This is a genomic window from Rhizocola hellebori (genome assembly GCF_016862955.1).
Taxonomy (GTDB): domain Bacteria; phylum Actinomycetota; class Actinomycetes; order Mycobacteriales; family Micromonosporaceae; genus Rhizocola; species Rhizocola hellebori.
Genome location: NZ_BONY01000011.1, coordinates 81,087 through 104,742, shown reverse-complemented (window position 1 = coordinate 104,742; position 23,656 = coordinate 81,087). Strand labels below are relative to the sequence as shown.

Annotated in this window: 27 protein-coding genes; 15 read left to right on the top strand and 12 right to left on the bottom strand. The window is 69.3% G+C overall.

Translation table 11 applies throughout. The annotated features are described in order from the left end of the window. The first annotated feature begins 89 nt into the window (after nt 1-89). Nucleotides 90-1,376, top strand: coding sequence for an esterase/lipase family protein (locus tag Rhe02_RS11170; protein ID WP_203908071.1), 1,287 nt, complete (start codon nt 90-92; stop codon nt 1,374-1,376). Here Rhe02_RS11170 and Rhe02_RS11165 read toward each other — a convergent pair. Both Rhe02_RS11165 and Rhe02_RS11160 read right to left on the bottom strand, forming a co-directional pair. Further along, nucleotides 1,373-2,530, bottom strand: coding sequence for a hypothetical protein (locus tag Rhe02_RS11165; protein WP_203908070.1), 1,158 nt, complete (start codon nt 2,528-2,530; stop codon nt 1,373-1,375). The genes Rhe02_RS11170 and Rhe02_RS11165 overlap by 4 nt on opposite strands. Next, nucleotides 2,527-3,048, bottom strand: a complete 522-nt coding sequence (locus Rhe02_RS11160; protein ID WP_308441990.1) for a SigE family RNA polymerase sigma factor — start codon at nt 3,046-3,048, stop codon at nt 2,527-2,529. The genes Rhe02_RS11165 and Rhe02_RS11160 overlap by 4 nt, the downstream gene beginning before the upstream one ends. Before the next feature lie 110 nt (nt 3,049-3,158). Between Rhe02_RS11160 and Rhe02_RS49780 the strand changes: the two genes are divergently transcribed. Both Rhe02_RS49780 and Rhe02_RS11155 read left to right on the top strand, forming a co-directional pair. Continuing rightward, a complete protein-coding gene (locus tag Rhe02_RS49780; RefSeq protein ID WP_239123662.1) occupies nt 3,159-3,626 on the top strand; it encodes a hypothetical protein in 468 nt (155 codons plus the stop codon). 68 nt (nt 3,627-3,694) lie between these two features. Beyond that, nucleotides 3,695-4,756 carry a cation diffusion facilitator family transporter gene (locus Rhe02_RS11155; RefSeq protein WP_239123661.1) on the top strand — a complete coding sequence of 354 codons (1,062 nt, stop codon included), beginning with the start codon at nt 3,695-3,697 and terminating at the stop codon, nt 4,754-4,756. Here Rhe02_RS11155 and Rhe02_RS11150 read toward each other — a convergent pair. Beyond that, nucleotides 4,747-5,061, bottom strand: a complete 315-nt coding sequence (locus Rhe02_RS11150) for a hypothetical protein (protein ID WP_203908068.1) — start codon at nt 5,059-5,061, stop codon at nt 4,747-4,749. The two genes, Rhe02_RS11155 and Rhe02_RS11150, sit on opposite strands and share 10 nt — an antisense overlap. Nucleotides 5,062-5,070: 9 nt before the next feature. Then, a complete protein-coding gene (locus Rhe02_RS11145; RefSeq protein ID WP_239123660.1) occupies nt 5,071-5,883 on the bottom strand; it encodes an alpha/beta hydrolase in 813 nt (270 codons plus the stop codon). Between the two features lie 60 nt (nt 5,884-5,943). Here Rhe02_RS11145 and Rhe02_RS11140 point away from each other — a divergent pair, with 60 nt between their 5' ends. Then, the gene (locus Rhe02_RS11140; RefSeq protein WP_203908067.1) at nt 5,944-7,161 is read left to right on the top strand and encodes an outer membrane protein assembly factor BamB family protein; all 1,218 of its coding nucleotides are present in this window, start codon (nt 5,944-5,946) and stop codon (nt 7,159-7,161) included. Nucleotides 7,162-7,198: 37 nt separating this feature from the next. Here the strand turns inward: Rhe02_RS11140 and Rhe02_RS11135 are convergent, their stop codons facing one another. From Rhe02_RS11135 to Rhe02_RS11120, 4 genes are read right to left on the bottom strand one after another with little or no spacing between them, the layout of a single operon-like run. Further along, the gene (locus tag Rhe02_RS11135) at nt 7,199-8,443 is read right to left on the bottom strand and encodes an adenylosuccinate synthetase (protein ID WP_275412607.1); all 1,245 of its coding nucleotides are present in this window, start codon (nt 8,441-8,443) and stop codon (nt 7,199-7,201) included. Continuing rightward, nucleotides 8,440-9,414: a hypothetical protein gene (locus tag Rhe02_RS11130; protein ID WP_203908066.1), complete on the bottom strand. Its 975-nt coding sequence runs from the start codon at nt 9,412-9,414 to the stop codon at nt 8,440-8,442. The genes Rhe02_RS11135 and Rhe02_RS11130 overlap by 4 nt, the downstream gene beginning before the upstream one ends. An 8-nt stretch (nt 9,415-9,422) precedes the next feature. Continuing rightward, nucleotides 9,423-10,364: a protein kinase family protein gene (locus Rhe02_RS11125; protein ID WP_203908065.1), complete on the bottom strand. Its 942-nt coding sequence runs from the start codon at nt 10,362-10,364 to the stop codon at nt 9,423-9,425. Further along, nucleotides 10,361-11,092: an NUDIX hydrolase gene (locus Rhe02_RS11120; protein WP_203908064.1), complete on the bottom strand. Its 732-nt coding sequence runs from the start codon at nt 11,090-11,092 to the stop codon at nt 10,361-10,363. The genes Rhe02_RS11125 and Rhe02_RS11120 overlap by 4 nt, the downstream gene beginning before the upstream one ends. 77 nt (nt 11,093-11,169) lie before the next feature. Here Rhe02_RS11120 and yaaA point away from each other — a divergent pair, with 77 nt between their 5' ends. The 3 genes from yaaA (at nt 11,170) to Rhe02_RS11105 (ending at nt 12,948) form a co-directional block, all read left to right on the top strand. After that, nucleotides 11,170-11,937, top strand: coding sequence for a peroxide stress protein YaaA (yaaA, locus tag Rhe02_RS11115; protein WP_203908063.1), 768 nt, complete (start codon nt 11,170-11,172; stop codon nt 11,935-11,937). Between the two features lie 115 nt (nt 11,938-12,052). Continuing rightward, nucleotides 12,053-12,253 carry a cold-shock protein gene (locus Rhe02_RS11110; RefSeq protein WP_203908062.1) on the top strand — a complete coding sequence of 67 codons (201 nt, stop codon included), beginning with the start codon at nt 12,053-12,055 and terminating at the stop codon, nt 12,251-12,253. 8 nt (nt 12,254-12,261) lie between these two features. Beyond that, nucleotides 12,262-12,948, top strand: a complete 687-nt coding sequence (locus Rhe02_RS11105) for a carbonic anhydrase (RefSeq protein ID WP_203908061.1) — start codon at nt 12,262-12,264, stop codon at nt 12,946-12,948. Here Rhe02_RS11105 and Rhe02_RS11100 read toward each other — a convergent pair. Both Rhe02_RS11100 and Rhe02_RS11095 read right to left on the bottom strand, forming a co-directional pair. After that, nucleotides 12,945-13,442, bottom strand: coding sequence for a GNAT family N-acetyltransferase (locus tag Rhe02_RS11100; RefSeq protein ID WP_373320620.1), 498 nt, complete (start codon nt 13,440-13,442; stop codon nt 12,945-12,947). The genes Rhe02_RS11105 and Rhe02_RS11100 overlap by 4 nt on opposite strands. A 30-nt stretch (nt 13,443-13,472) precedes the next feature. Further along, the gene (locus tag Rhe02_RS11095; protein WP_203908060.1) at nt 13,473-14,564 is read right to left on the bottom strand and encodes a LysR family transcriptional regulator; all 1,092 of its coding nucleotides are present in this window, start codon (nt 14,562-14,564) and stop codon (nt 13,473-13,475) included. A gap of 29 nt (nt 14,565-14,593) precedes the next feature. Here Rhe02_RS11095 and Rhe02_RS11090 point away from each other — a divergent pair, with 29 nt between their 5' ends. From Rhe02_RS11090 to Rhe02_RS11070, 5 genes are all read left to right on the top strand, one after another. Then, nucleotides 14,594-15,286 carry a succinate dehydrogenase cytochrome b subunit gene (locus tag Rhe02_RS11090; protein WP_203908059.1) on the top strand — a complete coding sequence of 231 codons (693 nt, stop codon included), beginning with the start codon at nt 14,594-14,596 and terminating at the stop codon, nt 15,284-15,286. After that, nucleotides 15,287-15,430, top strand: coding sequence for a hypothetical protein (locus Rhe02_RS11085; protein ID WP_203908058.1), 144 nt, complete (start codon nt 15,287-15,289; stop codon nt 15,428-15,430). It begins immediately after the preceding gene. A gap of 2 nt (nt 15,431-15,432) precedes the next feature. Then, nucleotides 15,433-17,355 carry a fumarate reductase/succinate dehydrogenase flavoprotein subunit gene (locus Rhe02_RS11080; RefSeq protein WP_203908057.1) on the top strand — a complete coding sequence of 641 codons (1,923 nt, stop codon included), beginning with the start codon at nt 15,433-15,435 and terminating at the stop codon, nt 17,353-17,355. After that, a complete protein-coding gene (locus tag Rhe02_RS11075) occupies nt 17,356-18,102 on the top strand; it encodes a succinate dehydrogenase/fumarate reductase iron-sulfur subunit (protein ID WP_203908056.1) in 747 nt (248 codons plus the stop codon). A 68-nt stretch (nt 18,103-18,170) separates the two neighbouring features. After that, the gene (locus tag Rhe02_RS11070; protein ID WP_203908055.1) at nt 18,171-19,211 is read left to right on the top strand and encodes a helix-turn-helix domain-containing protein; all 1,041 of its coding nucleotides are present in this window, start codon (nt 18,171-18,173) and stop codon (nt 19,209-19,211) included. A gap of 27 nt (nt 19,212-19,238) precedes the next feature. Here the strand turns inward: Rhe02_RS11070 and Rhe02_RS11065 are convergent, their stop codons facing one another. After that, complete coding sequence (locus tag Rhe02_RS11065) at nt 19,239-20,090, bottom strand: phosphotransferase (protein WP_203908054.1); 852 nt, start codon at nt 20,088-20,090, stop codon at nt 19,239-19,241. A gap of 68 nt (nt 20,091-20,158) precedes the next feature. Between Rhe02_RS11065 and Rhe02_RS11060 the strand changes: the two genes are divergently transcribed. Beyond that, nucleotides 20,159-21,055, top strand: a complete 897-nt coding sequence (locus Rhe02_RS11060) for a hypothetical protein (protein WP_203908053.1) — start codon at nt 20,159-20,161, stop codon at nt 21,053-21,055. Here Rhe02_RS11060 and Rhe02_RS11055 read toward each other — a convergent pair. Continuing rightward, nucleotides 21,037-21,645, bottom strand: a complete 609-nt coding sequence (locus Rhe02_RS11055) for an alpha/beta fold hydrolase (protein WP_203908052.1) — start codon at nt 21,643-21,645, stop codon at nt 21,037-21,039. The two genes, Rhe02_RS11060 and Rhe02_RS11055, sit on opposite strands and share 19 nt — an antisense overlap. 23 nt (nt 21,646-21,668) lie before the next feature. Here Rhe02_RS11055 and Rhe02_RS11050 point away from each other — a divergent pair, with 23 nt between their 5' ends. Together Rhe02_RS11050 and Rhe02_RS11045 are read left to right on the top strand one after the other, a co-directional pair. Further along, complete coding sequence (locus Rhe02_RS11050; protein ID WP_203908051.1) at nt 21,669-22,073, top strand: HIT family protein; 405 nt, start codon at nt 21,669-21,671, stop codon at nt 22,071-22,073. Between the two features lie 22 nt (nt 22,074-22,095). Beyond that, nucleotides 22,096-23,652: an acyl-CoA dehydrogenase family protein gene (locus Rhe02_RS11045; RefSeq protein WP_203908050.1), complete on the top strand. Its 1,557-nt coding sequence runs from the start codon at nt 22,096-22,098 to the stop codon at nt 23,650-23,652. The last annotated feature ends 4 nt before the right edge of the window (nt 23,653-23,656 follow it).

Here is a 23,656-nt window from a genome sequence, read left to right as displayed (position 1 = left end):
GCCACGGCCGATCCGGCTGGCAACAAGTCGGCAAGGCGCATCCCTGAGTCTGCTTTGGACTATCCAAACGTGACTCAGAAAGGATCTGCATGCCGCGATTCAGGACACGTTCACGGCTGCGGCTGGCGGCCCTGCTGGCTGTGCTGACGCTGTCGTCAGCGCTGGCCGCAGCCCCGGCCCAAGCCGCCTACGGCTGCGGCAACGCCATCGGCGAACAGCACTCCGACTTCCAAGGCTGGAGCTGGAACACCGTCTGGTACTGCGGCAACGCCGGCGGAACACCCATGTACGCCGCGGCCAACAGCAGCACCCATGTGGCCTGGATGGACTCCACGACAAGCTGGTTCGTGTGCTGGCGCGCAGGCGCCGCACACGCGGGCGGCAACAACATCTGGTACTACTCCCAAGGCGACCGGGCCGTCAGCGGCTACGCCTCCCGCAACAAATGGGGCTTCATCCCCGCCGTCAACGTCTGGACCACCCGCGACCCCCACCCCGAACTGCCGCAATGCCCCGCCGACCCGCCCGGCGCACCGGCGCGCACCAACAGCCTCACCAAACCCGTGTACTTCATCCACGGCTACGACCTGGGCATCCCCGCCGCGATCTGGGACTACTGGGGCAACATGATCAACGACTTCACCTCCGACGGATACCCGGCCTACCTGAGCTCCAGCAACGCGATCACCTTCTGCTACTACAGCAGGCTCACCGGATGCACCGTCAACGTCGGCGGCACCCAGCAACGCAACATCAAGGAAGTCGCCAAACTGCTCGCCTGGGACATCTACAACCGGCACTCCCGCTACGGCCGGTCGGTCGACCTGGTGGCCCACTCCATGGGCGGCCTCGTCGCCAAAGCCGCCATCACCGGTGTGAACAAAGGCGAAGCAGGCTTCCCCGCCTACCTGTACGTCGAAGACGGCGTCACCATCTCCACCCCCAACGCCGGCGTCAGCTCATTCGCGGCCTTGGGCTGCATCACCGTGTCCACCCCGCAATGCGACGACATGCGGGCCAGCTCCACCTTCATGAGCTGGGTGAGCACCGCCCCCGCCTCACGCATCCACACCGACTGGACGTTCATCGGCTCCGACGACGACCTCGTCATTCTTTCCCCCACCGCGGTCCCGGCCGACATGCTGGTCGGACACAAAGTGCAGTACGACTCCGGCCAGCTCATCCCCACTATGTACGCCCACATGGAAATCCTGGCCCGGGTCTCCGGCCCCTACAACTACATCTGGTGCGACCTGAACATAGAACGCGCCACCGACCCCTACTGCAAGAACAAGAGCCTGTTCACCCACACCATCGGCGGCAACGACCCGTCGCGGATGGTGCGGCTGTCCATCTACTACAAGGACCTCTACTAACGCGACGCCGTGGTGCTTGCTGACGCGCAGCGCCACATCACCGGTACGGCGACGACCTCGTCCCCAGTGGGGTCGCCGCCGTACCATCCGGCCAGCGTGAGACCGTCGTCGCTCAGGAAAGTCATCGCAGCCTGCTCGGTCGGCACCCCCGCCGGGACGGGCAGCTGAAGCGCCTCGTTCTCGGCGACCAGCATCACCTTCTTGTACGAATGGATGCCGGCCATCCAGCCTTGCGCATTGATCCGGGTGAGGCCGGCCTGGCTGATCGGATCCATCCGCCTGGTACGCAGATTCCAGCGGGCAGGCCCGGATCTGCTCGTGCCCAGCACCCAGCCGTTGCTGATGGCGGCCAAGTCCACCGCATCGGGCAGCGAGTCGAGAGTGCCGTCAGGTCGCCACAGCGCCGGCGACATGCGAGGAGTGTCCACCCGCCCGGTGATGTAGCCGTCGTCGTCGATGTCGTAGGCGGCGCCGACGTAGACGGCCGCGGCGGGGGCGTTGGTCTGCAGCAGCTGCGGCTCGGCGGTCAGGCTGCGCCACACGGCCGGTTTGCCTTTGACATTGCCGACGATCACGCCATGGCTGTTGATGGCATACGCCTGCGCCGCCTCGCCCTTGAGCGTGGTGTATTGGCCATCGTGCAAAACCCAGGCCACCGACACCTCCTTGCCTTGGGGCCCGTCGAGGCTGTTGCCCACCGCCGTGCCCGAAGAGTTGATGTCGGTCACACCGAACTCGGTGCCAGGTGGCGACAGCAGCTGGATCTTCCCGTCGGCCCAGATCACCGAGCGGGTGCGCTCACGGCTCACATCAAGCGATCCCACCAGCAACCGCCCGGTCGGATCGCCGCCCACCACCATCCCCTGGGTGTAACCGTCGGCCAGCGGCAACACCTGCGGCACACAGGCTTCGGGCAGCACCCGCGCCGGGCTGGCCGTCACCGACGGGGTGGCCTGCGGCCCCGGGCCGGGGCGGGAGTCGGCCCGCGCGGTCAGCCCGGCCACCACCACGGCGGCCACCGACACCACCGCGACCGGCGCCGCGGCCAGACGCGCCCGGCGACGCCGCCTGGCACCGCGCAACGCCCCCTCGGTCACGTCGTAGAACTTCGCCTCATCGGCCAAGTCGTGGAAAAGCTCGCTCAACCCCGTCATCGCAACGCCTTCTCTTCCATCAGCTGAGCCAGTTCCGGGGCGACGACACGCAGCCGGCCCAAGGCATAGCTGGTCTGGCTCTTGACCGTGCCGACCGAGCACCCCAGCGCCTGCGCCGTATCGGCTTCGGACAGATCCTCGAAGAAGCGCAACACCAGCACCGCCCGCTGCTTGCGGGTCAGCTTGTCCAGCGCCTGGCGAAGCACCAACCGGCGCACCACATCGGCGGCCTCGTCGGTGTGCGCGGCCCGGTCGGCCAGCGGCAAGATGCTCACCTCCGGCCGGCGCGCACGACTGCGCCAGGCCGAAACATGCTCGTGGTAAAGCACCTTGCGCAGATACGCCTCGGGATAGCCCTCGGCCGCCAGCCGCTTCCACCGGCCCGCCAGTTTGATCAGCGCGCTCTGCAGCAGATCCTCAGCGCCGTGGTGGTCCCCGGTAAGCAGGTAGGCGACCCGCGACAGCGGCCCTAACCGCGCTCGCACGAACTCCCGGAAGCCGTCATCGTCGTCCAACACGCCACCCCAAACGCCACCGCCGCCGCCCAGGTTGGAACCTTCCCACAGCCAAACTCGCGGAAGAGGTTTCGCAGAGATTGCGCATAGGCCGGCCTCCTACCGTCGCGTCCATGAATGCCACTCCTTTGAAGCAGCCAGACACTGCGCGGGCAAGCCGGTTCTGGCACCGATTTCTGCGCGGCCTGCTGGTGGCCGCCATGCTGACCGGGGGCAGCACGGTCGCCCTGGCGGCGCCGGCTTCCGCGGCCTGGGGCGGATGCGACAACGCCAACGGCACCGTGAGCGCCTGCGTCAACTTCGGCGACAACGGCAACAGCGTGCGGGCGGACTTCTACTTCAAGAAGGTCCCGGACTCGTCCTACTACACCTACTACGTCTGGATCTTCGTCGACGGCTACGGCCAGCTGATGGCCTCCAACCAGCGGCTCACCTACACCGGCCGCTACTGCTGCTGGACGCGGCCGACCGACAGCCTGCCCAACCGGATCTACCGGGTCTTCGTCCAAGTGGCGATCTACACCTCGTCGGGTGTCTACCACACCGGCTCGATCAGCCCCACCATCACCTACTCGAACTGACCGGCCACGGACGCGGGAGATCATCGCCGACGGCGCGGCGATCTCCCGCACTCCGTAGGATTCGATGGGTGAACACCTCGGCCTGGCACCGGTTCAAACACCGCGTGCAACACCTGCTGACGCCGCACTCCCACGACACCGCCGACAAGGTGGACAGCCAGCTGTCGGCCTCCGCCGAAGGCATCCGGGCACTGTGGATCTCGCTGGCCGTCCTTTTCGCCACAGCCGTGCTGCAAGCCGTGGTGGTGTTCTTCTCCGGATCGGTGGCGCTGCTGGGCGACACCCTGCACAACTTCGCCGACGCGCTGACCGCCATCCCGCTGGGCATCGCCTTCCTCGTCGGGCGGCGCGCCGCCAACCGCCGCTACACCTACGGCTACGGACGCGCCGAAGACCTCGCCGGGATCGTCATCGTGGTGTTCATCGCCGTGTCCGCGGCGGTCGCCGGATACGAGGCCGTCCAAAGGCTGCTGCACCCGCACCAGGTCTCGCACCTGTGGGCGGTCGCCGCCGCCGGCGTCATCGGCTTTGCGGGCAACGAGCTTGTCGCCCGGTACCGGATAAACGTAGGAAAACGCATCGGCTCGGCCGCCCTGGTCGCCGACGGCCTGCACGCCAGAACAGACGGATTCACCTCACTGGCCGTGCTGCTGGGCGCGGGCGGGCTCGCGCTGGGCTGGCAATGGGCCGACCCCGTCGTCGGGCTGCTGATCACCGTAGCGATCCTGTTCGTGCTCAAGGACGCGGCCCGCCAGATCTACCGGCGCCTCATGGACGCCGTCGACCCGTCCATAGTGGACAAAGTCGAACAGACCCTGGCCGCCACCCCCGGAGTGCTCGCCGTCGGCGAAGTGCGGCTGCGCTGGATCGGCCACCAGCTGCGCGCCGAATGCGAAATCTCGGTCGCCGACGACACCACCGTGGTGCAGGCCCACACAATCGCCCACACCTGCGAACACGACCTCATCCACGCCGTGCCCCGGCTCACCGCCGCCATCGTGCACGCCGAGCCTTTCAGCCGCGACGGCAAAGACCACCACCACCTCATCCGCCACCACCGCCGCGCCGAACACCGCCACAGCGAGCCCGGCAAGGCCGACCATCAGCACGGCGGGCACCGTCACACGTAAATCTGGATCACCGGCGACTGCTTGGTGGTGTGCACCGCGACCTTGGCCCGCAAGCTGGCCTCCTCATCGGCCGCGCCCGGGTCGGCGAACTCCAGAAACTCACAGCCCACCTCGCCGCACTGGGCATACATGAACCGCTCCATCTCCTCCTCGCCCGGCGCGCTGTTGACCTGGTACACCTCCACCATGTGATCGGTCAGCGCATCGGGCGGCCGGCCCATACGGCGGGCCCGCCACGCAAAAGCTGCGGCGAGCACCGCAACGACGGCGGCCATCGCCACCAGGACCGTCAACGCCTCAGGCATGACGGCGGACTACTTGAGCACGTCATCGAGGAAATCGATGCACGACTCGATCAGGCCCCCGATGTCTTGGTGTCCGGTGAAACAGTGCCCGGCATCCTGCGCGGCGATCAGATCGGCGCGCAAACCCAGCTCCCGCATCGCCTCGGTCAACAGCACCGCGTGCTCGAACGGCACCGTCTCATCGTCGGTGCCGTGCACGCTGAGCAGCGGCGGGGCCAGCTCATGCAGGTTGTACAGCGGGCTGGCCCACCGGGCGAACTCGCTGCGGGAACTCAGCGGCCCACCGAGCAGGATGGCAATGTTGCTACCGGGATCGTCGGTGCCGGGCAGCAACAGGTGCGCCGGCCCGTACCAGTTGACCATCGCCTGAATGGCGAGCTCACCCTCACCGGCCAAAGCGGCCATCATCGCCAGGTGCGACCCGGCCGACTCACCCAGCGTCGCGAAGCGGGCCGGGTCCAGGCGCAGCGGGCCGGAAAAGTGGCGCAGCCAGCGAATCGCCGACTGGACATCGACCAGCTGCGAAGGATAGCTGGCCTCGACCGCCAGCCGATAGTCGACATCGGCCACCGCATAGCCACGCCCGACCATGCGCTCGTGAAAACCGAACGGCGCCACCGACTCCGGCAGCATCACCCGGCTGCCCGACATCCACCCTCCGCCGTGGATCCACAGCACCACCGGGAACGGGCCGTCGCCGGGCGGCACGTGAAGGTCCAGGTGAAGCGGCCGATAGCCGGCCGGCTCGGAGACGTAACAGTTGGCATAGGACAGTGTGGGCCGCGGCAACGGCGGCGGGACATATTCCACGTAAGCCATCATGCCAGCCCCCACCGACGCCGGTGGGGGTTGGATTGGCCCCGCCCGGGGTACCAGCTGCGCATGTGGCGACTCGAACGCATCGTGCTGGCGGCTGTCACCGGGCTGGCCGTCGCAGCGTGCAACACCCCCAACTCACCCGGTACAGCCCCCACCCCCACGGCAAGCACCCCCCAGCCCACGGCGAGCCCGGCCAAACCGGCCGTACCCGACCCGGCGCTGGCCTTCGACCGTGACGGCGTGGCCCTGGGCGAACCGGCCGACGGCCAGTTCGCCGTCTACGGCGACACCGCCTACTACCTGCGCGACGACCCGTCGGCCACCGACATCCCCAGCCTGGTGGCCGCCGACCTCAACGCCGGGCGGCCACGCTGGTCCAAGCCGATCGCGACCGACTCCATGACCGACCGGTGGGGCCCACTGCGCGTGGCCGTACTCGACGGCAAACCCCGCCTGTTCATCAGCTACCTGGCCCGCCTCAAAGGCACGGGCACCCAAGGCGACCGTGAGCTGCTGCGGGTCATCGCCCTGGAAGCCGCCGACGGCACCCGCCTGTGGACCGTCGACCTCGACGACGACAAGATGCCCGCCGGCGCGGCCACCCGCTTCAGCATCTTCTCCCCACCCAGCATCGTGGCCGCCACCAACGACCACGTCGTGCTGGCCATCGACAACAGCGCCATCGTGCTGGACGCCAAGACCGGCGCCCAGAGGTGGGGCGCGGCCGACTTCCGCCCGGCCGCCCTCGACGGCACGACCGTGGTCGGCACCGCCACCAGCACCGCCGGGCGCAAGGTTTCCGGACGCGCCGCAGCCGACGGCAAAGAGGCGTGGAGCAACGCCGACCCGTTCGACCGCATCGACCCCCTCGGCGCCGGCCTGGTCACCGTCGCCGGTTCGACCTCGACCCGGCTGCTGGAAACCAAGACCGGCACGGTCAAAGCCACCATGCCGAACAGCCACACCTGCGTGCACGACACCGAGGCGCTCATCGTGTGCTGGAACTACACCCAGCACGTGACCGCGATCGACGCCACCAACGGCAAAGCCCTGTGGGAGCTGCCCGACAAATCCGCCGACCGGATCATGCCGACGGTGGTGTCGGTACGCCGAGGAATGATCTACGCCACGGCGGGCGGCAACGGCCCGGTGATCCTCGACGCGCGCACCGGCAAGGACAAGGTGACCAGCGTCGCGATCGCCCCCACCATGGTCATCCCCGGCTACGGACTGGTGCTGTCCGCCCGCGGCGGCCTGTTCGCCCACCGCGCCACCGGATAAACCGCGCCACCGGATAGCGGCAACGCGGAAACCCGGCCTACCTGAACGCGACCTTGTCCAGGTAGGCCGGCCCGTAGCTTTCCACCATCACCGGCGCCCCTAGCGCCTCGCCCACATCGGCGAAGTCGCCGTAAACCGGCACCGCCTGCGCCAGCCGCCCGGTCAGCTTCTCCTGATAGGCCAGATCACCGAACTCACCCGGCGTCAGCGGCCCGAAATCGCGGTAGGACAAGCACATTTTCAGACGCCGCCGCCTGGCCACATCCATGTGGGTGACCGCCAGCGCGTCGACACCGCCACACACCTCGATCGCGTAACGGTGGGCCACCGCGTCGAAATAGCCGACCCGGAAAGCGCCCTGCCACGCCCCGTGCCCGTTGTGCGGGTCGGGCAGCGCCGCGGTCAGCGCGGCGTCATAGGTGACCAGCGGACCGGCCCCGTGCCGGGTGGTATAGCTGCGCACCACCCCCAGCCGCAGCGCATCGCCGGCCTGGCCCGCCTCGGCCAGCAGCGCCAGCGCATTGTCGAAAGTCGTCGTCGACCACGTCGTGAACGGATGCCAGCCGCGCCACTCGTCGAGCAGAACCCCTTGCGCCCCTTCGAAAACACACCGTCCTTTCAGGACATCGCGGCTGGAGTCCACCAGCGTCACGGCGCGGCCGAAGGCCAGGAACGCCTCGGCCACATCGGGCAGCGGCGGAACATCGAGCGGGCCCAGCTCCGCGGCGAGCCGATCGCGGACCGCGGCGAGCTTGCGGCGCAACACGGCCGGGGAGCGGGCGTCCCCGGCGCGCGGCGCATCGTCGGGAAAGGACAGGGCGAAAGCGGCCGTCTCACCCACCCCCATGCCGCAGGAGCCGTGCCGATCCGCCCCGCGGCGCACCTCCCGCACGCGGTTGGCCGCCCGGTGCCACGGTGTGCTCAGCAACGCCGAGCGGTCCACGCTCAGCAGCGCGAAGGGGTCTGGCACACCGAGGCGCCGCAGGTGATCGGCCTCGCCGGGTAGCGCCAGCGGATCGACCACCATGTAACGGGAAAGGTGGGTGGGCACCCCGTGCAGGGTGCCCGACCCGAACTGGGCGAAGGTGTGGTGACGCCCTGGCACACCCACACGGGAGGACGTCACCACGTTGTGGGCCGCCTGCGCGCCCCCGTTGAACCGCACGACCGCCGTGACCCGCTGGCCGCGTTCGGCCCGGTCCGCGCAGAGCCAATCCACCATGGTGCCCTTGCCCGCGTCGCCGTAGCCCAGGTCCACGACGAGAGTGTGCCTAAAGCTCACAGCCGTACCAAGCCGTCCCAAGGCTGTGCGTCGTCAAGGTCGGCCGGAGCCGCCGCCCTGACCACCGCCTCGCCGCCAGAACCCAGCCGCGCCAGCGCTTTGCCGACCGCCACCCCGGCCGCCGAACCGACCTCGGCCAGATCCTCCAGACCCTCGGCCAGGTCGATGGCCTCCTCGCCCAGGCCCACCGTCAGCGCGATCGTCTCGCAGACCGCGTCCAGGTCGTCCAGGGCAATGACGTTCTGCCCCAACAGCTTGCGCCAGAACCCGAGGATCTGCGAGTCGCCGCCGTGACCGGCCGCCGCCGGCAGGATGAAGTACACGTCGAACTTGCGCTGCAGCTCGGTCAGGATCGCCTTGAGCGACAACGGTTCGGTCATCGTGTCGCCGATCACCCCGTGCACCTCGGCCGGCTTGACCCGGCCGTAGGCCATCTCGTCACCGATGATGAACAGATAGCCGCGCCGGCCCCGCTTCTGCAGGCAGTCCAGCGTGGTGTGCCGGGCCATGAAATACATGGCCAGCTCGTAGGACTCGGTGCGCTGCCCGCCACCGCCGCCTTCGAGCAGGATGCGGCCCAGATCGTCGTCCATCCGGTTGTCCGACTCGAACTGGCCCACCTGCAGCGGCGCGTTGTCACACGTGGCGTCGCCGATCGCGCCGAACATGATCTGCGGGTCGGTGCAGTAGTCCCTGCGCAGCAACAGACCGAACAGCTCGGGCAGTTTGGTCTGAAGCTTGCGCGGCACGTGACCCATCGACCCGGTCACGTCGAAGAGCACCGCGATCGGCGTCGAGCGCGGGTGCTCGTCGCTGTCGCGGCTCTCCCGAGCGGCGACCCCGTAAGGGTTGAGCGCGTCGTGCACATAAAGCGCGCCCGAATCGCTGTAGGCGAAAGCGCTTGCGCCGCTTGCCCTGCGGTAACGGGCGGTGGCGTCATAGACGTCGGTGGACCATTTTCCGCTTCCCATGTTCTCTCCTAGAGGGTGAAGGGCCGGAAGGTTCGCTTGCCGTAAAGCTGGTGCAGCAGATCGTCGAGCTCGGCCAGCAGACGCCAGGCGTCCTGCGGGCGTGCCTTGGCGTAGGGGATCGTGCAGCCCTTGACGAAGCGGCGCAGGGCGCCCGGCGTGTGCGCGCCCATCAGCCAGCTCATGCACTTTGCCGCCAGATATATGTCGGTACCAGGCCCAGCCACCCGCCGCTGCGCCACCTCCGGCGGATACAGGTCCAGCCGCCCACCCACCATGGCCGGGATCGGCTCGTCGCCGCGCGTCGAATAGCACCAGTCGACCAGGGCCAGCCCGTGCTCGCCGGGATGGATGAGCACATGTTCGGGAACCACCGCGCCGTGCACGACACCAGCCCGGTGCGCGTAGCCCAGCGCCACCAGCAGCCGCCGCCACATCCACGCCGCGTCGCGGGCCGGCACCCCCTGCGGGTAGCAGCGGGCGACCAGGGCCAGGCTGACAAAGCCGGGCAGGTGCTGCAGCACGTTGACGACCCGCTGCACCCCGGTGTCCGGGTCGCGCTGGCGGAAACTGTTGAGCAGCAACGGTGCGTAGGCCCGATGGCGGTCCTCGCCGTGACGCTCCAAAGCCGACAGTGCCTGCGCCTCGCGCTGCATCAGATCGTTGTCACGCGCCCGGCGGGGCATCTTGCGCAGCGCCGCCCCGCCGTCGGCGGAGTAGAGGTGGGCGATGTCGCCCTCGTAAAGTTTGCGTTCCCCGCGCCGGTACTGCTCCCACAGCAACGCAAGCCTGGCGAACGCCTCCCGCGCCAGCCGGAGCTGCCCGGCCGGGGCGGTGTCGGGATGCAGCAGCTTGGCCATCGTGCGGTACCGGTGCCCGGCATCGGTGCCGCCGAACAGATCCTGCGCGCTGCGTGCCGCGTTGACCTGCTCCACCGCGTGCAGAAACGTCACCGCACCTCCTCCTCGCGGGCCGGGCGAAGCAACGCCGGGTGCAGGATGCGGGCGTCGCCGGCGCGATAAAGCCGAGCCCTGGGCCCGCCGCGCTGGCTGCTGCGTTCGGTGGTGGCGCCGGTGCTCTCCACGAAACCGGGCACCGACAGCACCTTGCGATGGAAGTTGCCCGCGTGCAGGTCCTCGCCCCACACCGCCGCGTAGACGCTGCGCAGCTCGGAAATGGTGAACTCGTCGCCGACGAAGGCCGTGGCCAAAGGCGTGTACTCCAGCTTGGAGCGGGCCCGTTCCAGCCCGGCGGCCAGGATCCGGTCGTGGTCGAAGGCCAGCGGACCGGCGGCGTCGACGTCGGCCCACAGGGCCGTGGCCGCGTCGCCGCCGGCGACCGGATCGGCCAGGCTGGGCCCGAAGGCCAGATAGGCCACCGACACCACCCGCATCCGCGGGTCGCGTCCGGGATCGCCGAAACTGGCCAGCTGCTCCAGATGCACCCGGGGCAGCAACCCGGTCTCCTCGGCCAGCTCCCGGCGGGCCGCGTTGTCGAGGTCGTCGTCGCGCACGAAGCCGCCGGGCAGGGCGCGCCTTCCGGCGAAGGGCGGCTCGCCGCGCTCCACGAGCAGGACCTTGAGCCGGCCCTCGCGAATGGTCAGGGTGACCACATCGACGGTGACGGCCAGCGGCTCAAACGCGCGCGGATCGTAGTTTTCCAGGAATTCCCGCTCGTTCACACGCCAGTCCTTCTCATTGGTAGAACAACTCGGATTGAGAATAACTGAGGCTGTCAAGGGCTGTTTAAACTGACCCGGTGTTCATCCTGTTGCCGCCGTCGGAAGGCAAGACCGCGCCCCGGCGCGGCAAGCCGCTCGACCTCGCGTCGCTGACGCTGCCCGCGCTGGCCCCGGCCCGGCAGCGGGTCCTGGACAGCCTGGTCGCGCTGTGTTCGTCCAAAGACGACACTGCCGCCCGCACCGCGCTAGGGCTCAGCGCGGGCCAGGCCGACGAGGTGAAACGCAACACCGGCCTGCACACGGCCCCCACCGCCACCGCGGCGCAGATCTACACCGGCGTGCTCTACGAGGCCCTCGACCTGGCCACGCTCAGCCCGGCCGCCCGCAAACTGATGCGGCGCAGCCTGCTGGTCTTCTCCGGACTGTGGGGCGTGGTCGGCATCGACGACCGGATCCCCGCCTACCGCTGCGCGGCCGGGGTGAGCCTGCCCGGCGTGGGCGGCGTCGGGACGTTCTGGCGCAAGGCCCTGCCCGCCGCGCTGGCCGGCCTGACCGGCAAACGCCTGGTCATCGACCTGCGCTCCGGCCCGTACGCGGCGATGTGGCAGCCGGCCGGGCCGCACGCCGCCATCCGCGTGCTGCACGAACGGGTCGTCGGCGGGGCCGTCACCCGTACCGTGGTCAGCCACTTCAACAAGGCCACCAAGGGCCGCCTGGTACGCGACCTGGCCACCTCCGGGATCGTGCCGCGCAACCTCGACGAGCTGATGGGCGCGTTGCGTGAGCTGAAGTACACCGCGCAACGCGACGGCAACCGCGTCGACATAGTTGTATCCGAGCTTTAGCGGACACGCTGATCGCCCCAATGTCGCCGCGGGCAGGCATGTGGACCTAGGCTTGGAGGAAGCTGGCGGCCCGCACGGTGCGGGCTGGCGAGCGAGCTTTTGAGGAGAAAACACCATGGCACAGGGCACCGTGAAGTGGTTCAACGCCGAAAAGGGTTTCGGCTTCATCGCGCAGGACAATGGTCCTGACGTGTTTGTCCACTTCTCTGCCATCCAATCCAGCGGCTACCGGTCCCTGGAGGAGAACCAGCGGGTTGAGTTCGAGGTCACCCAGGGGCCCAAGGGTCCCCAGGCCGACGCGGTCCGCCCCATCTGATTATTTCGATGGTCGCCCGCAGGAAACTGCTGGGGGCGTCTATAGCCGCTGCCGGAACAGGTTTGATCGCCGTTCCGGCGGCGGCGTACGAGCTAGACAATCCACCCGAGCCTCGTCTGGCGCTCACCCGGCTCATGTCCGGAAACAAACGATGGGTTCGCGGTGAACCACTTCACCGCGATCCTGCCGCCGACCGGCGACGTCGAGTCGCCGGCGGCCAGCACCCTTTCGCTGTGGTGTTCAGCTGCATCGACTCCCGGGTGCCGCCCGAGTACGTCTTCGATCAGGACCTCGGCGATCTTTTCGTGGTACGCACCGCAGGTCAGGCCCTCGACCCGCTGATCACCGGCTGCGTCGAGTACGGCCCCGCGCACGGCACCCCGCTGGTGTTCGTGCTCGGGCACACCGGCTGCGGGGCGGTACGGGCCACCATCGAATACCTGGAGGACGGGCTGCGCCCGCCAGGACAACTCGACCGGGTCGTGGCCGCGATCACGCCCGCTTACCAGATGGCGAAAAACTCGTTCCACCAAAGTCTTTCCCGCGACGAGAGGATCGACGCCACGGTGGCGGCCCAGGTGCAGCTGACCGTGACCGCGCTGCGCGCCGACCCGGTCATCGCCGGATCGGGCGCCATGGTCACCGGCGGCCGCTACAGCCTGACCACCGGAGTGGTGGGCCAGGTCCAGGCCTAGGTGATCACCGGGCTGCGCCGTTCCACCATGATGTCGTCGCGCCACGTGCCGTGATGGTTGGCGACCCGCTCGCGGACGCCGACCACCCGGAAGCCGCATTTCTCGTGCAGCGCCAGGCTTGCCGTGTTCTCCGGGAACACTCCTGATTGCAAAGTCCACACCCCGGCCTCCTCGGTGGAGGCGATCAGCGCCAGCAGCAGCGCCTTGCCGATGCCTTGACCGCGTGCATGCGCGGCGATGTAGACGCTGTGCTCGAGCACCCCGGCGTAGACCGGCCTGGGGGAGACCTGCCGCACCGCCACCCAGCCCAGGATGGCGCCGTCGTCGCCCACCGCCACCAGGCGATGCTGCGGCAGCCGCGACTTGTCGAAGGAGTTCCAGTCGGGGGCGGTGGTGTCGAAGCTGGCGTTGCCGGTGTCCAGTCCGGCTTGGTAGATGGCCAGCACCTCGTGGGCGTCGGCCACCGTCATCTCTCTGATCAACACGGCTTTCAGACTATGGCGGCCATGTTTCGGCCGCGTTGCCTAGACGGTCTGCACCCCGGCCGGCAGGGTGTCCCACGCCATGGCCTCGGTCAGATACGCGTGCAGCACACCGCGCACCGCCCGCGCGGCATGCGTCGGGGTGACGTCGCGGCGATGGGCCAGCGCGATGGTGCGCTGGATCCCTGGCGCGGCAAGGGCTGTGGCGTACAAGCCGGGCCGGGACGCGAGCACCATCGACGGCACCAGAGCCACCCCGAGCCCAGCCTGGACGAAGCTGAGCACCGCATCCATCTCGCCGCCCTCGATGGCGAAAGTGGGCTCGAACCCGTTGCGCCGGCATGCTTCCAGGGTCGCATCGCGCAGGTTATACCCCGCCCGGAACATCACCATCGGCTCATCCCGCAACGCCACCAACGGCACCGCCCCACCCACCGCGCCACCGCCACGGGAAGCCAGCCCCACCCGCGCGGCACCGCCAGCGCGCCCAGCCAGCCCGGCGGCAGGGGAATCAGGCCCAGCCCGCGCGACCCGCGTGGCATCAGCAGGGCGCTCTGCAGGGGCGGCAGGCCCAACCAGCGCGGCGGGGGAGGCGGGCCAGGTCAGCGGCTGCGACGAGGCGATGACCAGGCTTTCGCGCAGGATCGGCTCGGTGATCAGGGCCGGGTCGGTGCCGGTGTCGGGCAGCACGATCAGGGCCAGGTCGAGCTGGCCGCGGCTGAGCTTGCCGACCAGGTCGTCGGAGCCGCCCTCCTCCACGTGCAGGCGAACCCCCGGATAGGTCTCCTGATAGCGGCGCAGCACCGGGGCGACCAAGCTCGTGCACAGGCTCGGGGTCGCGCCCAGGCGCAGCCGCCCGCGGCTGACCCCGACCAGCTCCTCCACCTCCAGGCGGGCGGTCTCCAGGTCGGCGATGATGCGCCGGGCCCGCGGCAGCAAAGCCTCGCCGGCCGCGGTCAGCGTGACGTTGCCGCGCACCCGCGTGAACAGGGTCGCGCCCAGCTCGGCCTCAAGGACATGGATCTGTTTGCTCAGTGAGGGTTGGCTCACACCGGTCAGCTCGGCGGCCTGAGTGAAATGCCTGGTCTCGGCGACCGCCAGGAAGTATCGGAGCTGCTGCAGCTGCACCGGCATAGCCTACGCCTATCGGAACTGCAATCACGATGCATTGGACGCCATCGCGTTCTCATGTTTTGCTCGCAGGTGTGGAGCTGACCAGGTCATCTGTGGGTAAAAAGATCATCATGGCGGTGACCGGGGCCTTGCTGGTCGGATTCCTGCTCGCGCACATGGCCGGCAATCTCAAGATCTTCTTCGGGTCGGCGGCTTTCGACTCCTATGCCCACTGGCTGCGCGAGATCGGCGAGCCGGTGCTGCCCTTCGGCGGTTACCTGTGGGTGCAGCGGGTGGTGCTGCTGGCCGCGATAGCCGGGCACCTCTGGGCGGCGACCGCGCTGACCGTCGCCGCCCGCCGCGCCCGGCCCGTTCGCTACGCGCACCGCCCGCCGGTGCAGGGCAGCTATGCCGCGCGCACCATGCGCTGGGGCGGGGTGATCATCGCGCTGTTCGTCGTCTACCACGTGCTCGACCTGACCACCCGCGACCTCAACCCGGTCGCTGAGGACGGCAGCGCCTACGCCGCGGTGGCGCAGGACTTCGCGCCCGGCCGCTGGTACGTCACCGCCTTCTACACCCTGGCCGTGATCACACTCGGATTCCATCTGCGCCACGGCATCTGGAGCGCCTTGCAGACCCTCGGACTGAAGTCCTCCCGCCCAGCCGCGCTCGCGGTCAGTCTGTTGGTCTGCGCGGGCTTCCTCGCTGTCCCATATGCGGCCACCTTCGGGGTGATCTGAGTGATCACCGGCCTGTTCATCCTTGCCGCCATCATCGGGATCGGTGCGGTCTTCGCCCTGTTCGCCGCCCTCATCGGGGTGGCCGTGGCCGGCGGCGCCCTCGCGAAGCTGCGCGACATGCTCACGCGCCACCGAAAGGAGTGACGATGCCTGATCGTCTTTTCACCGAGGGCGACGAGATCGCCGACACCAAGACGCCCTCGGGGCCGATCGAAACCCGCTGGGACACCAGACGTTTCAGCGCCAAGCTGGTCAACCCGGCCAACAAGCGCAAGCTCACCGTGATCGTGGTGGGCACCGGCCTGGCCGGAGGGTCGGCGGCGGCCACCCTCGGCGAGCTCGGCTACCGCGTGAAGTCCTACTGCTACCAGGACTCGCCGCGGCGCGCCCATTCCATCGCGGCGCAGGGCGGCATCAACGCGGCCAAGAACTACCGCAACGACGGCGACTCGATCCACCGGCTGTTCTACGACACGGTCAAGGGCGGCGACTTTCGCAGCCGCGAATCCAACGTGCACCGGCTGGCCCAGATCTCGGTGCAGATCATCGACCAGTGCGTGGCGCAGGGCGTGCCGTTCGCCCGCGAATACGGAGGCCTGCTCGACACCCGCTCCTTCGGCGGCGCCCAGGTCTCGCGCACCTTCTACGCCCGTGGCCAGACCGGCCAGCAACTCCTGCTGGGCGCCTACCAAGCTTTAGAGCGACAGATTTCGGCGGGTACGGTGCAAATGCACACCAGACACGAGATGCTCGACCTGATCGTGGCCGACGGCAGGGCACGCGGCATCGTGGTGCGCGACCTGGTCACCGGCGAGGTGTCGGCGGAGTTCGCCGACGCGGTCGTGCTGGCCACCGGCGGCTACGGCAACGTCTTCTTCCTGTCCACCAATGCCAAGGGCTGCAACGTGACCGCGTCGTGGCGGGCGCACCGCCGCGGGGCCCTGTTCGCCAACCCGTGCTACACGCAGATCCACCCGACCTGCATCCCGGTCTCCGGCGAGCACCAGTCGAAACTCACGCTGATGTCGGAGTCGCTGCGCAACGACGGCCGGGTCTGGGTGCCGGTGTCCAAAGACGACAATCGCGCCCCGCAAGACATCCCGGAGGGCGAACGCGACTACTACCTGGAGCGTCTGTATCCGGCGTTCGGCAACCTGGTACCCAGAGACATCGCAAGCCGGGCGGCGAAGAACGTCTGTGACGAGGGCAGGGGAGTAGGCCCGGGCGGGCTCGGGGTCTATCTGGACTTCGCCGACGCCATCGCCCGGCTGGGACGCGACGCGGTGGATGCCAAGTACGGCAACCTGTTCCAGATGTACGAGCGGATCACCGGCGAGGACCCGTTCACCACCCCGATGCGCATCTACCCGGCCGTGCACTACACGATGGGCGGGCTGTGGGTCGACTACGACCTGCAGGCCACCATCCCCGGCCTGTTCGTCATCGGCGAGGCCAACTTCTCCGACCACGGCGCGAACCGCCTCGGCGCGTCGGCGCTCATGCAGGGGCTGGCCGACGGCTATTTCGTGCTGCCCAACACCATCGGCGACTACCTGGCGGCCGGCCCGTTCCCGCCCGTGACCGACCACGGCGTCGCCGGCGAGGTCCGCGCACGCCTGGCCAAACTGCTTGCCGTGCAAGGCGACCGGACAGTCGACTCGTTCCACCGCGAGCTGGGCCAGATCATGTGGGACTACTGCGGCATGGAACGCACCGACACCGGGCTGCGCAAGGCGATCACGCTCATCGGCGACCTGCGTGAAGAGTTCTGGCGGAGGGTGAATGTTCCCGGCTCCGGCGACGATCTCAATCAGTCGCTGGAGCGCGCCGGGCGGGTGGTGGACTTCTTCGAGCTGGCCGAGCTGATGTGCATCGACGCCCTGCACCGCACCGAATCGTGCGGCGGGCACTTCCGCGCCGAGTCGCAGACCGCCGACGGCGAGGCCCAGCGCGACGACGAACACTTCAGCTACGTCGCCGCGTGGGAGCACACCGGCGGCAAACCCGTGCTGCACAAGGAACATCTGACCTTCGACTACGTCCAGCCGTCCACCCGGAGCTACAAGTAAATGAAACTGAACCTGAGGATCTGGCGGCAGGCGTCGCCCGGCGAGCGCGGCAAGATGGTCGGCTACACGCTGCACGACGTGTCGCCGGACATGTCGTTCCTGGAAATGCTCGACGTGCTCAACGAACAGCTCACCGTGCAGGGCGAGGAGCCGGTCGCCTTCGACCACGACTGCCGCGAAGGCATCTGCGGCATGTGCTCTCTGGTCATCAACGGTGTACCGCACGGGCCACAGAAGGCCACCACCACCTGCCAGCTGCATATGCGCCACTTCAAGGACGGCCAGGTCATCGACATCGAGCCGTGGCGGGCCCGCGCCTTCCCCGTGGTCAAGGATCTCGTCGTCGACCGCAGCGCCTTCGACCGGGTCATCGCGGCCGGCGGGTTCATCTCCGCACCCACCGGGTCGGCCCCCGACGCTCACGCGATGCCGGTGCCCAAAGCCGACGCCGACAACGCCTTCGAGGCGGCCACCTGCATAGGCTGCGGGGCGTGCGTCGCGGCCTGCCCCAACGGTTCGGGCATGCTGTTCACCGCGGCGAAGATCACCCACCTGGGCCTGCTTCCGCAGGGCCAGCCCGAACGGGACTCACGGGTGCTCGACATGCTGCACGCGCACGACGAAGCCGGGTTCGGCGGCTGCACCAACACCGGCGAGTGCACGTCGGTGTGCCCCAAGGGAATCCCGTTGACCACGATTGCCCAGCTCAACAGGGACTACCGCCGGGCGGGCCGCAGATCGAAGTGACCCGGGATGCCGCGGCGCGGCGCGGGGCCTATATTCGCCTGGGTGCGCAGCACACAGGGGAGGAAGACATGGCAACATCCAATCAGGACGACCTTGATCCGTCCCGTGCCCGGACGCCGGAAGAGTTCATGCAGCTGCTGCGCCAGGCCCGGGCGGCATCGGGTCTGAGCATTGTGGAGATCGCAGAGCGCGCCAGGCAGCGCGGCTACGACCTCGACCCGGTAACACTGGCCCGCGACCTGGACCTGCTGCCGACCCTGCCGCCATGGCAGACGGTCACCGGGGTGCTGACCGCCTGCGGGCTGGGCGGCATGGCCATCGACCGGTGGATGCGCGTCTACCACGACCTGGCCGCCCCGGCGCAGCCGGTCGCCGCGCCGCCGGCCGAGACCGCCGTGCAGGAGCCGCTCGACGTCGAGCCGGTCATCGTGCCGCCGCTGGTGCTCGCCACGGCCCCGGCGACGCCCTCACGGCTGGGCCCCAAACACTTCGCCATCGCCGCTTCAGTGCTGGCCGCTCTGATCGTGGTACCGCTGATGCTGTTCAACCTGTTCGGCAGCGAGCCCGACACCGTGGCGGGGGACCAGACCGTCCCGGCGCCGCGCACCAGCCAAGCCGAGCCGCAGCCGTCCGCCACCGACGAGCCCGTGGTGCTGCCCTCGCCCACCGAGCCGGCCGCGCCGACCACCCCGGCCCCGGTGACCACCACGGCCAAGCCGCCCGTCCGCACCAGCGCGCCCCCTGCCCCGCTGCCGCCCCCACCGCCTCCGCCGCCGGCCGATCCGGGCGTGCTGCGCAGCGGTGTGGTGGCGCTGATCGGCAACCAGGGCTTCGACCTGGACACCGGGCAGACCGAGGGGGAGCCCGACTTCTACCGGTTCAACAGCGACACCCTGGCCCGCAGCAACGGCAGCCAGCTCGCCGACGTCCCCGGCACGCCGACCAAGCAGTCCTGCGACGCACTGTCCAACCGCGACTGGGACAACTGGGTCGACAATCTGGCGGTCGGCGAATGGTTGTGCGTGCACACCTCCGAGCGGCGCCTGGCCCGCCTGAACATCACCGCCGTCGGCAACACCCTCAAGGTCGCCTACACCGTCTGGAGCTGACCCCGGCCGCGCCGAGCCGCCGCCGGCTCAGCGCGGCGTGTTGACGAGCAGCTCGGCGAGCCAGCCGGTGACCGGGTCGCCGAAGTCGTGCGGCTGTGTCGCGTTGACCAGCGACCGCTGCCACGACAGCGCCCGGCTCACCTTGGCCACCTGCACGGCCAGCTCGGCCTCGCGCAGCAGCTGCTCAGGCGAAGCCAGATCTGACCAGACCCGAAGATAGGCGTCGCGCAGCGGCGCCAGGCTGGGGTCGCCGTCCTCAACACCGAGCTTGTCGGCGGCGACCCGCAACGACACCAGCAACACCCCGAACGGGTGCTGCACGCTGGCATCACCCCAGTCGAAGAACCTGCCCGAGCTGAAAACGTTGCCGTCGTGCAGGTCGTCGTGCTGGATCGACGCCGGGATCACGCTGGCGGCCAGCTCTTCGCAATGCCGTTGCAGCACGGGCAGCGCGCCCTCGGGCATCGGCAGCGTCGCGGCCAGCTCCGCCAGCTTCGCCGGCCGATGATCGGGAACCCCGAGCGCGAGCATCTGGTCGGCACGCCCGGCGAGGTCGCGTTGCAGCTGGGCGAAAAGGGTCAGCATGGCGGGCCAGTCGACCTCGCCGGTCTCGCGCAGGGTCGGCCCGCCGTCGGGCAGCAGCGACCAGCCCCGCTGCTCGTGCACGGCCACCGGCTGCAGCACGGCGTCGGGCGCCCACTGCCACAGCGCCTGCATCAGGCCCGCCTCGTACAGGGTCTGGCCGCGGTTCTCCTTGAACCAGAACAGCCCCGACTCGGTGGGCACCTTGGCCACCAAGGACCACGGCCGGTCCTTGGTCACCTCGACAGGTCCTGTCAACGGGGCAGGCACCACGGAAGAGATCCAGTTTTCGTACACGGCGCAAATGGTAGAGGCGACAGCCCTGCGGATGCCTTCGGGTTTTCGCGGGCCTAGTATTCGCGTTCGTGGCGGCCAAGCACAGGCAGCAAGACCCGACCGGCGCCAGCACTCCGGAGCAGTTCGTTGAGCTGCTGCGCCACGTGCGGGCCGATTCCGGGCTGTCGTTCTGGGAGATCCAGGGGCGCGCCCACGACCGCGGCTACGACCTGGAACCCGCGGCGGTGGTCCAGGCGCTGGGCCAGCCGACGTTGCCGAGCTGGCAGATCGTCGTCGGCCTGCTGGCCGCATGCCACTACGACAGCATGCAGATCGACGCGTGGATGCGGATCTACCACGAGCTCAACGCCGCGCAACGGCAAGCCGAGCCGGCCATCGAGCCGCCGCCACCGCGCCGCGGCCCGGCCGCCGCGTCGCGCTGGACCTACCGCCACGGCCTTCTCATCGCGGCCGCGGCCGCTGTCGTCACCCTCGCCCTGCTCGTAGTCAGCAGATGGGACACCACACCGGTGGCCGGGCCTGCCTCGCCTTCGACAGCGCCCGCCTCGGGCACCGAGGCACCATCAGCGAAGACCTCGCCGGCTCAGCAGGCGGTCGCGGCCACACAGCCGCCGCCCACCACCGCGCCAGCACCATCGGCTGCCCTGCGCACCGCAACAGCCACCCTGGCCAGCGGGCAGGGGGTGGACCTGGACACCGGTCAGGCCAGCGGCGATCTCGACATCGTGGCCGACAGCGGTACCAGTCTCAAGGCAGCCGACCACGGCAAACGGCTTGAACGCATGTCCGGCATGCCCAGCCAGCAGGCGTGCCAGTCGCTGAGCACCGCACGGCTCGACCGCGACATCACCGGTCTGGCCCCCGGTCAGTGGCTGTGCGTGCACACCTCCGGGGGGCGCTGGGCCCGCCTGAACATCACCGGAACGGGTGAGGCCATCACCGTGTCCTATCTGGTGTGGACCTGATCGCCGACGAAGCGTTCCATCGCCTGCACCACCCGTTTGAGCACCTCCACCGAATGCACCGGATCCACTTTGATCTCCAGCGCGTGGTCGAGGCTCTCGAACTCCAGGTAGGCGATCGCCGGGCAGTCGCGCTCCAGATTTCGGGCTTCCTGCGCCACCCATGACCGGTCGCCGGTGCTGCCGATCAGCAGCGTGGGCGCGCTGGCCCGGCGCAGGTCGGCGACGTTTTCCTCCCGGTTGAGCGCCGGGGTCAGCCAGATCGCGGGCAGCTGCCGCTGCGCCGCCACCCGCGCCCCGAAGGTGCCCAGCGACTTACCCACCAGGATCACCTTCGACGCCGATTCCGCCTGCAGGGCCGCGAGCAGCTGTTCGTCCACCCAGTCGCGTTGCGCGGCCCGCTCCGGCGGCACCACCTGCGGCCACCACACCTCCTGCGTCGTCCATCCCAGGCTGACCAGCACGCTTCGCGCGAAATGGAGCAGCGGGCGGTCCGGTGCATAGCCGACACCGGGCAGCAGCAGCCCGACCCGATCGGGATCGCCCTCAACCCGGGTCGGGCCGGCTGGGGCAGGCAACGTTTGCAAGGACATTCAACGATGGTATGAACCTTTGAATGGAATGTCTCTTCTGCGCTATTGCCGCAGGCAAGCAACCCGCGTTCATGGTTCACTCCGACGATGCGGTGGTGGCGTTCCTGGACACCCGCCCCGTCTTCAAAGGACACGTGCTGGTCATTCCGCGCCCGCACATCGAAACGCTGATCGACCTGCCCGAGGTCGGCCCGTTCTTCGAACGCGTCCAGGCCGCGGCGCGGGCGGTCGAGGAAGGGCTGCAGGCCGACGGCACGTTCGTGGCGATGAACAACCGGATCAGCCAGAGCGTGCCGCACCTGCACGCGCATGTGGTGCCCCGGCGCAAGAAGGACGGCCTCAAAGGATTTTTCTGGCCGCGTACCAAATACGCCGACGACGCCGATGCCCAGTCCTTTGCCGACACGGTTCGCGACGCCTGGAAGTGAGTGAGTAAGTAAGCTGCGGCTCATGGGACGTTTCGTGCAGACGCTGCCGCCACCGGCCGACCCCTACGGTGGCGACCGGCTGCTGCGCTCGTGGCTGGAAAGGCACCTGGGCGAACAGGGCCACGCGGCCGCCCGGCCCAGGCTCGAGGCGCTGGCCGCCGACGTGACCGGGCCGCTGCTGCAGGCACACCGCGACGCCGAAGCCCACCCGCCTGAGCTGGTGCGCTACGACCCGTGGGGCAAGCGCATCAACCACATCCAGACCTCGGCCGGGTGGCAGACGCTGCGCGAGGCCGCAGCCCGCCACGGGCTGGTCGCCGAGCCGTATAGGCCGGGCGGGTCACGGGTGCTGCAGCACGCGCTGCTTCACCTCTACGGCCCCGAGTCGGCGGTCTTCTCCTGCCCGGTGGCCATGTCCGACGGCGCCGCGGCGCTGATCAGCGGCCTGGGGGAGCCCAACGCCTGGCTGGATCGGCTGACCTCCACCGACCCGGCGCAGGCCGCCACCAGCGGGCAGTGGATGACCGAGTCCACCGGCGGTTCCGACCTTTCCGGTACCGGCACCGTGGCCCGCCGCGACGCGGATGGCTGGCGCGTGACGGGGGAGAAGTGGTTCTGCTCGGCGATCGACTCCCCGATCGCCATCGCGCTGGCCCGCCCCGAGGGGGCCGATAGCGGAACCCGTTTCCTGGCACCGTTTCTCATCGAACGCGATCAGCCCGGGATCACCGTGCACCGGCTCAAGGACAAGCTCGGCACGCGGGCCCTGCCCACCGCCGAGGTCGGCCTGGCCGACGTGACCGCCATGGCGCTGGGCGACCCGGCCCACGGCGGGCTGGCCCGGATGATGACCCTGGTGGTGGTGACCCGTCTGCACAACGCGGCCGCCGCGTCCAGCGGCATGCGCCGCGGGCTGGACTACGCGCTGGCCTTCGCCGCCGCCCGCAACGTCGCCGGGGGAAGGCTTGCCGTCTCGCCGCTGCACCGGGCCACCCTGGCCACCTTGGCCGTGGACACCGCCGGCGCGTTCGTGCTCACCGGCCACGCCTTCTCGCTGATGCAGCAGGCGCAGGAGGCCGAGCTGCGCCTGGTCGCCCCGCTGGCCAAACTCGCCACCGGCAAACTCGCCGTCGCCAACGCCAGCGAATACGTCGAATGCTTCGGCGGCGCCGGATACGTCGAGGACACCGGCATCCCGCGGCTGCTGCGCGACGCGCAGGTCCTGCCGATCTGGGAAGGCACCACCAACGTGCTCGCCCTCGACGTGGTGCGCGCCGTCGTCGCCGGGCACGCCGAAGCGGTGCTGTCCAGATTGGACACCCACCCGTCGCTGGCGCAAACCACGGCCTCGCTGCGCGACGAAATAGCGTTGGTGCGCAAAGACCCGGCCTCCACCGCGGTCGTCGCCGGCGCTCGCGGCCTGGCCCTGCGCCTGGCCAACGCGCTGACCGCCGCGCTGCTGCTCGAGCACGCCGATTGGGGCACCGAGGTGGCCGCCGACCTGTGGCGGCGTCGCTGGCTGGGCCACGAAGACATCGCCGCGGCCGCCGCCGACAACTTCACCGACCTGTGCGGCTAGCTAG

Excerpts from the sequence above, each read along its gene's own strand:
- Rhe02_RS11140 (WP_203908067.1), top strand. The coding sequence starts at position 5,944 with ATGTGGCGACTCGAACGCATCGTGCTGGCGGCTGTCACCGGGCTGGCC.
- Rhe02_RS11150 (WP_203908068.1), bottom strand. The coding sequence starts at position 5,061 with ATGCCTGAGGCGTTGACGGTCCTGGTGGCGATGGCCGCCGTCGTTGCG.
- Rhe02_RS11055 (WP_203908052.1), bottom strand. The coding sequence starts at position 21,645 with ATGTCCTTGCAAACGTTGCCTGCCCCAGCCGGCCCGACCCGGGTTGAG.
- Rhe02_RS11075 (WP_203908056.1), top strand. The coding sequence starts at position 17,356 with ATGAAACTGAACCTGAGGATCTGGCGGCAGGCGTCGCCCGGCGAGCGC.
- Rhe02_RS11165 (WP_203908070.1), bottom strand. The coding sequence starts at position 2,530 with ATGACGGGGTTGAGCGAGCTTTTCCACGACTTGGCCGATGAGGCGAAG.
- Rhe02_RS11045 (WP_203908050.1), top strand. The coding sequence starts at position 22,096 with ATGGGACGTTTCGTGCAGACGCTGCCGCCACCGGCCGACCCCTACGGT.
- Rhe02_RS11050 (WP_203908051.1), top strand. The coding sequence starts at position 21,669 with ATGGAATGTCTCTTCTGCGCTATTGCCGCAGGCAAGCAACCCGCGTTC.
- Rhe02_RS11070 (WP_203908055.1), top strand. The coding sequence starts at position 18,171 with ATGGCAACATCCAATCAGGACGACCTTGATCCGTCCCGTGCCCGGACG.
- Rhe02_RS11130 (WP_203908066.1), bottom strand. The coding sequence starts at position 9,414 with ATGGGAAGCGGAAAATGGTCCACCGACGTCTATGACGCCACCGCCCGT.
- Rhe02_RS49780 (WP_239123662.1), top strand. The coding sequence starts at position 3,159 with ATGAATGCCACTCCTTTGAAGCAGCCAGACACTGCGCGGGCAAGCCGG.
- Rhe02_RS11090 (WP_203908059.1), top strand. The coding sequence starts at position 14,594 with ATGCATTGGACGCCATCGCGTTCTCATGTTTTGCTCGCAGGTGTGGAG.
- Rhe02_RS11145 (WP_239123660.1), bottom strand. The coding sequence starts at position 5,883 with ATGATGGCTTACGTGGAATATGTCCCGCCGCCGTTGCCGCGGCCCACA.
- Rhe02_RS11105 (WP_203908061.1), top strand. The coding sequence starts at position 12,262 with ATGGTCGCCCGCAGGAAACTGCTGGGGGCGTCTATAGCCGCTGCCGGA.
- Rhe02_RS11110 (WP_203908062.1), top strand. The coding sequence starts at position 12,053 with ATGGCACAGGGCACCGTGAAGTGGTTCAACGCCGAAAAGGGTTTCGGC.
- Rhe02_RS11170 (WP_203908071.1), top strand. The coding sequence starts at position 90 with ATGCCGCGATTCAGGACACGTTCACGGCTGCGGCTGGCGGCCCTGCTG.
- Rhe02_RS11095 (WP_203908060.1), bottom strand. The coding sequence starts at position 14,564 with ATGCCGGTGCAGCTGCAGCAGCTCCGATACTTCCTGGCGGTCGCCGAG.
- Rhe02_RS11080 (WP_203908057.1), top strand. The coding sequence starts at position 15,433 with ATGCCTGATCGTCTTTTCACCGAGGGCGACGAGATCGCCGACACCAAG.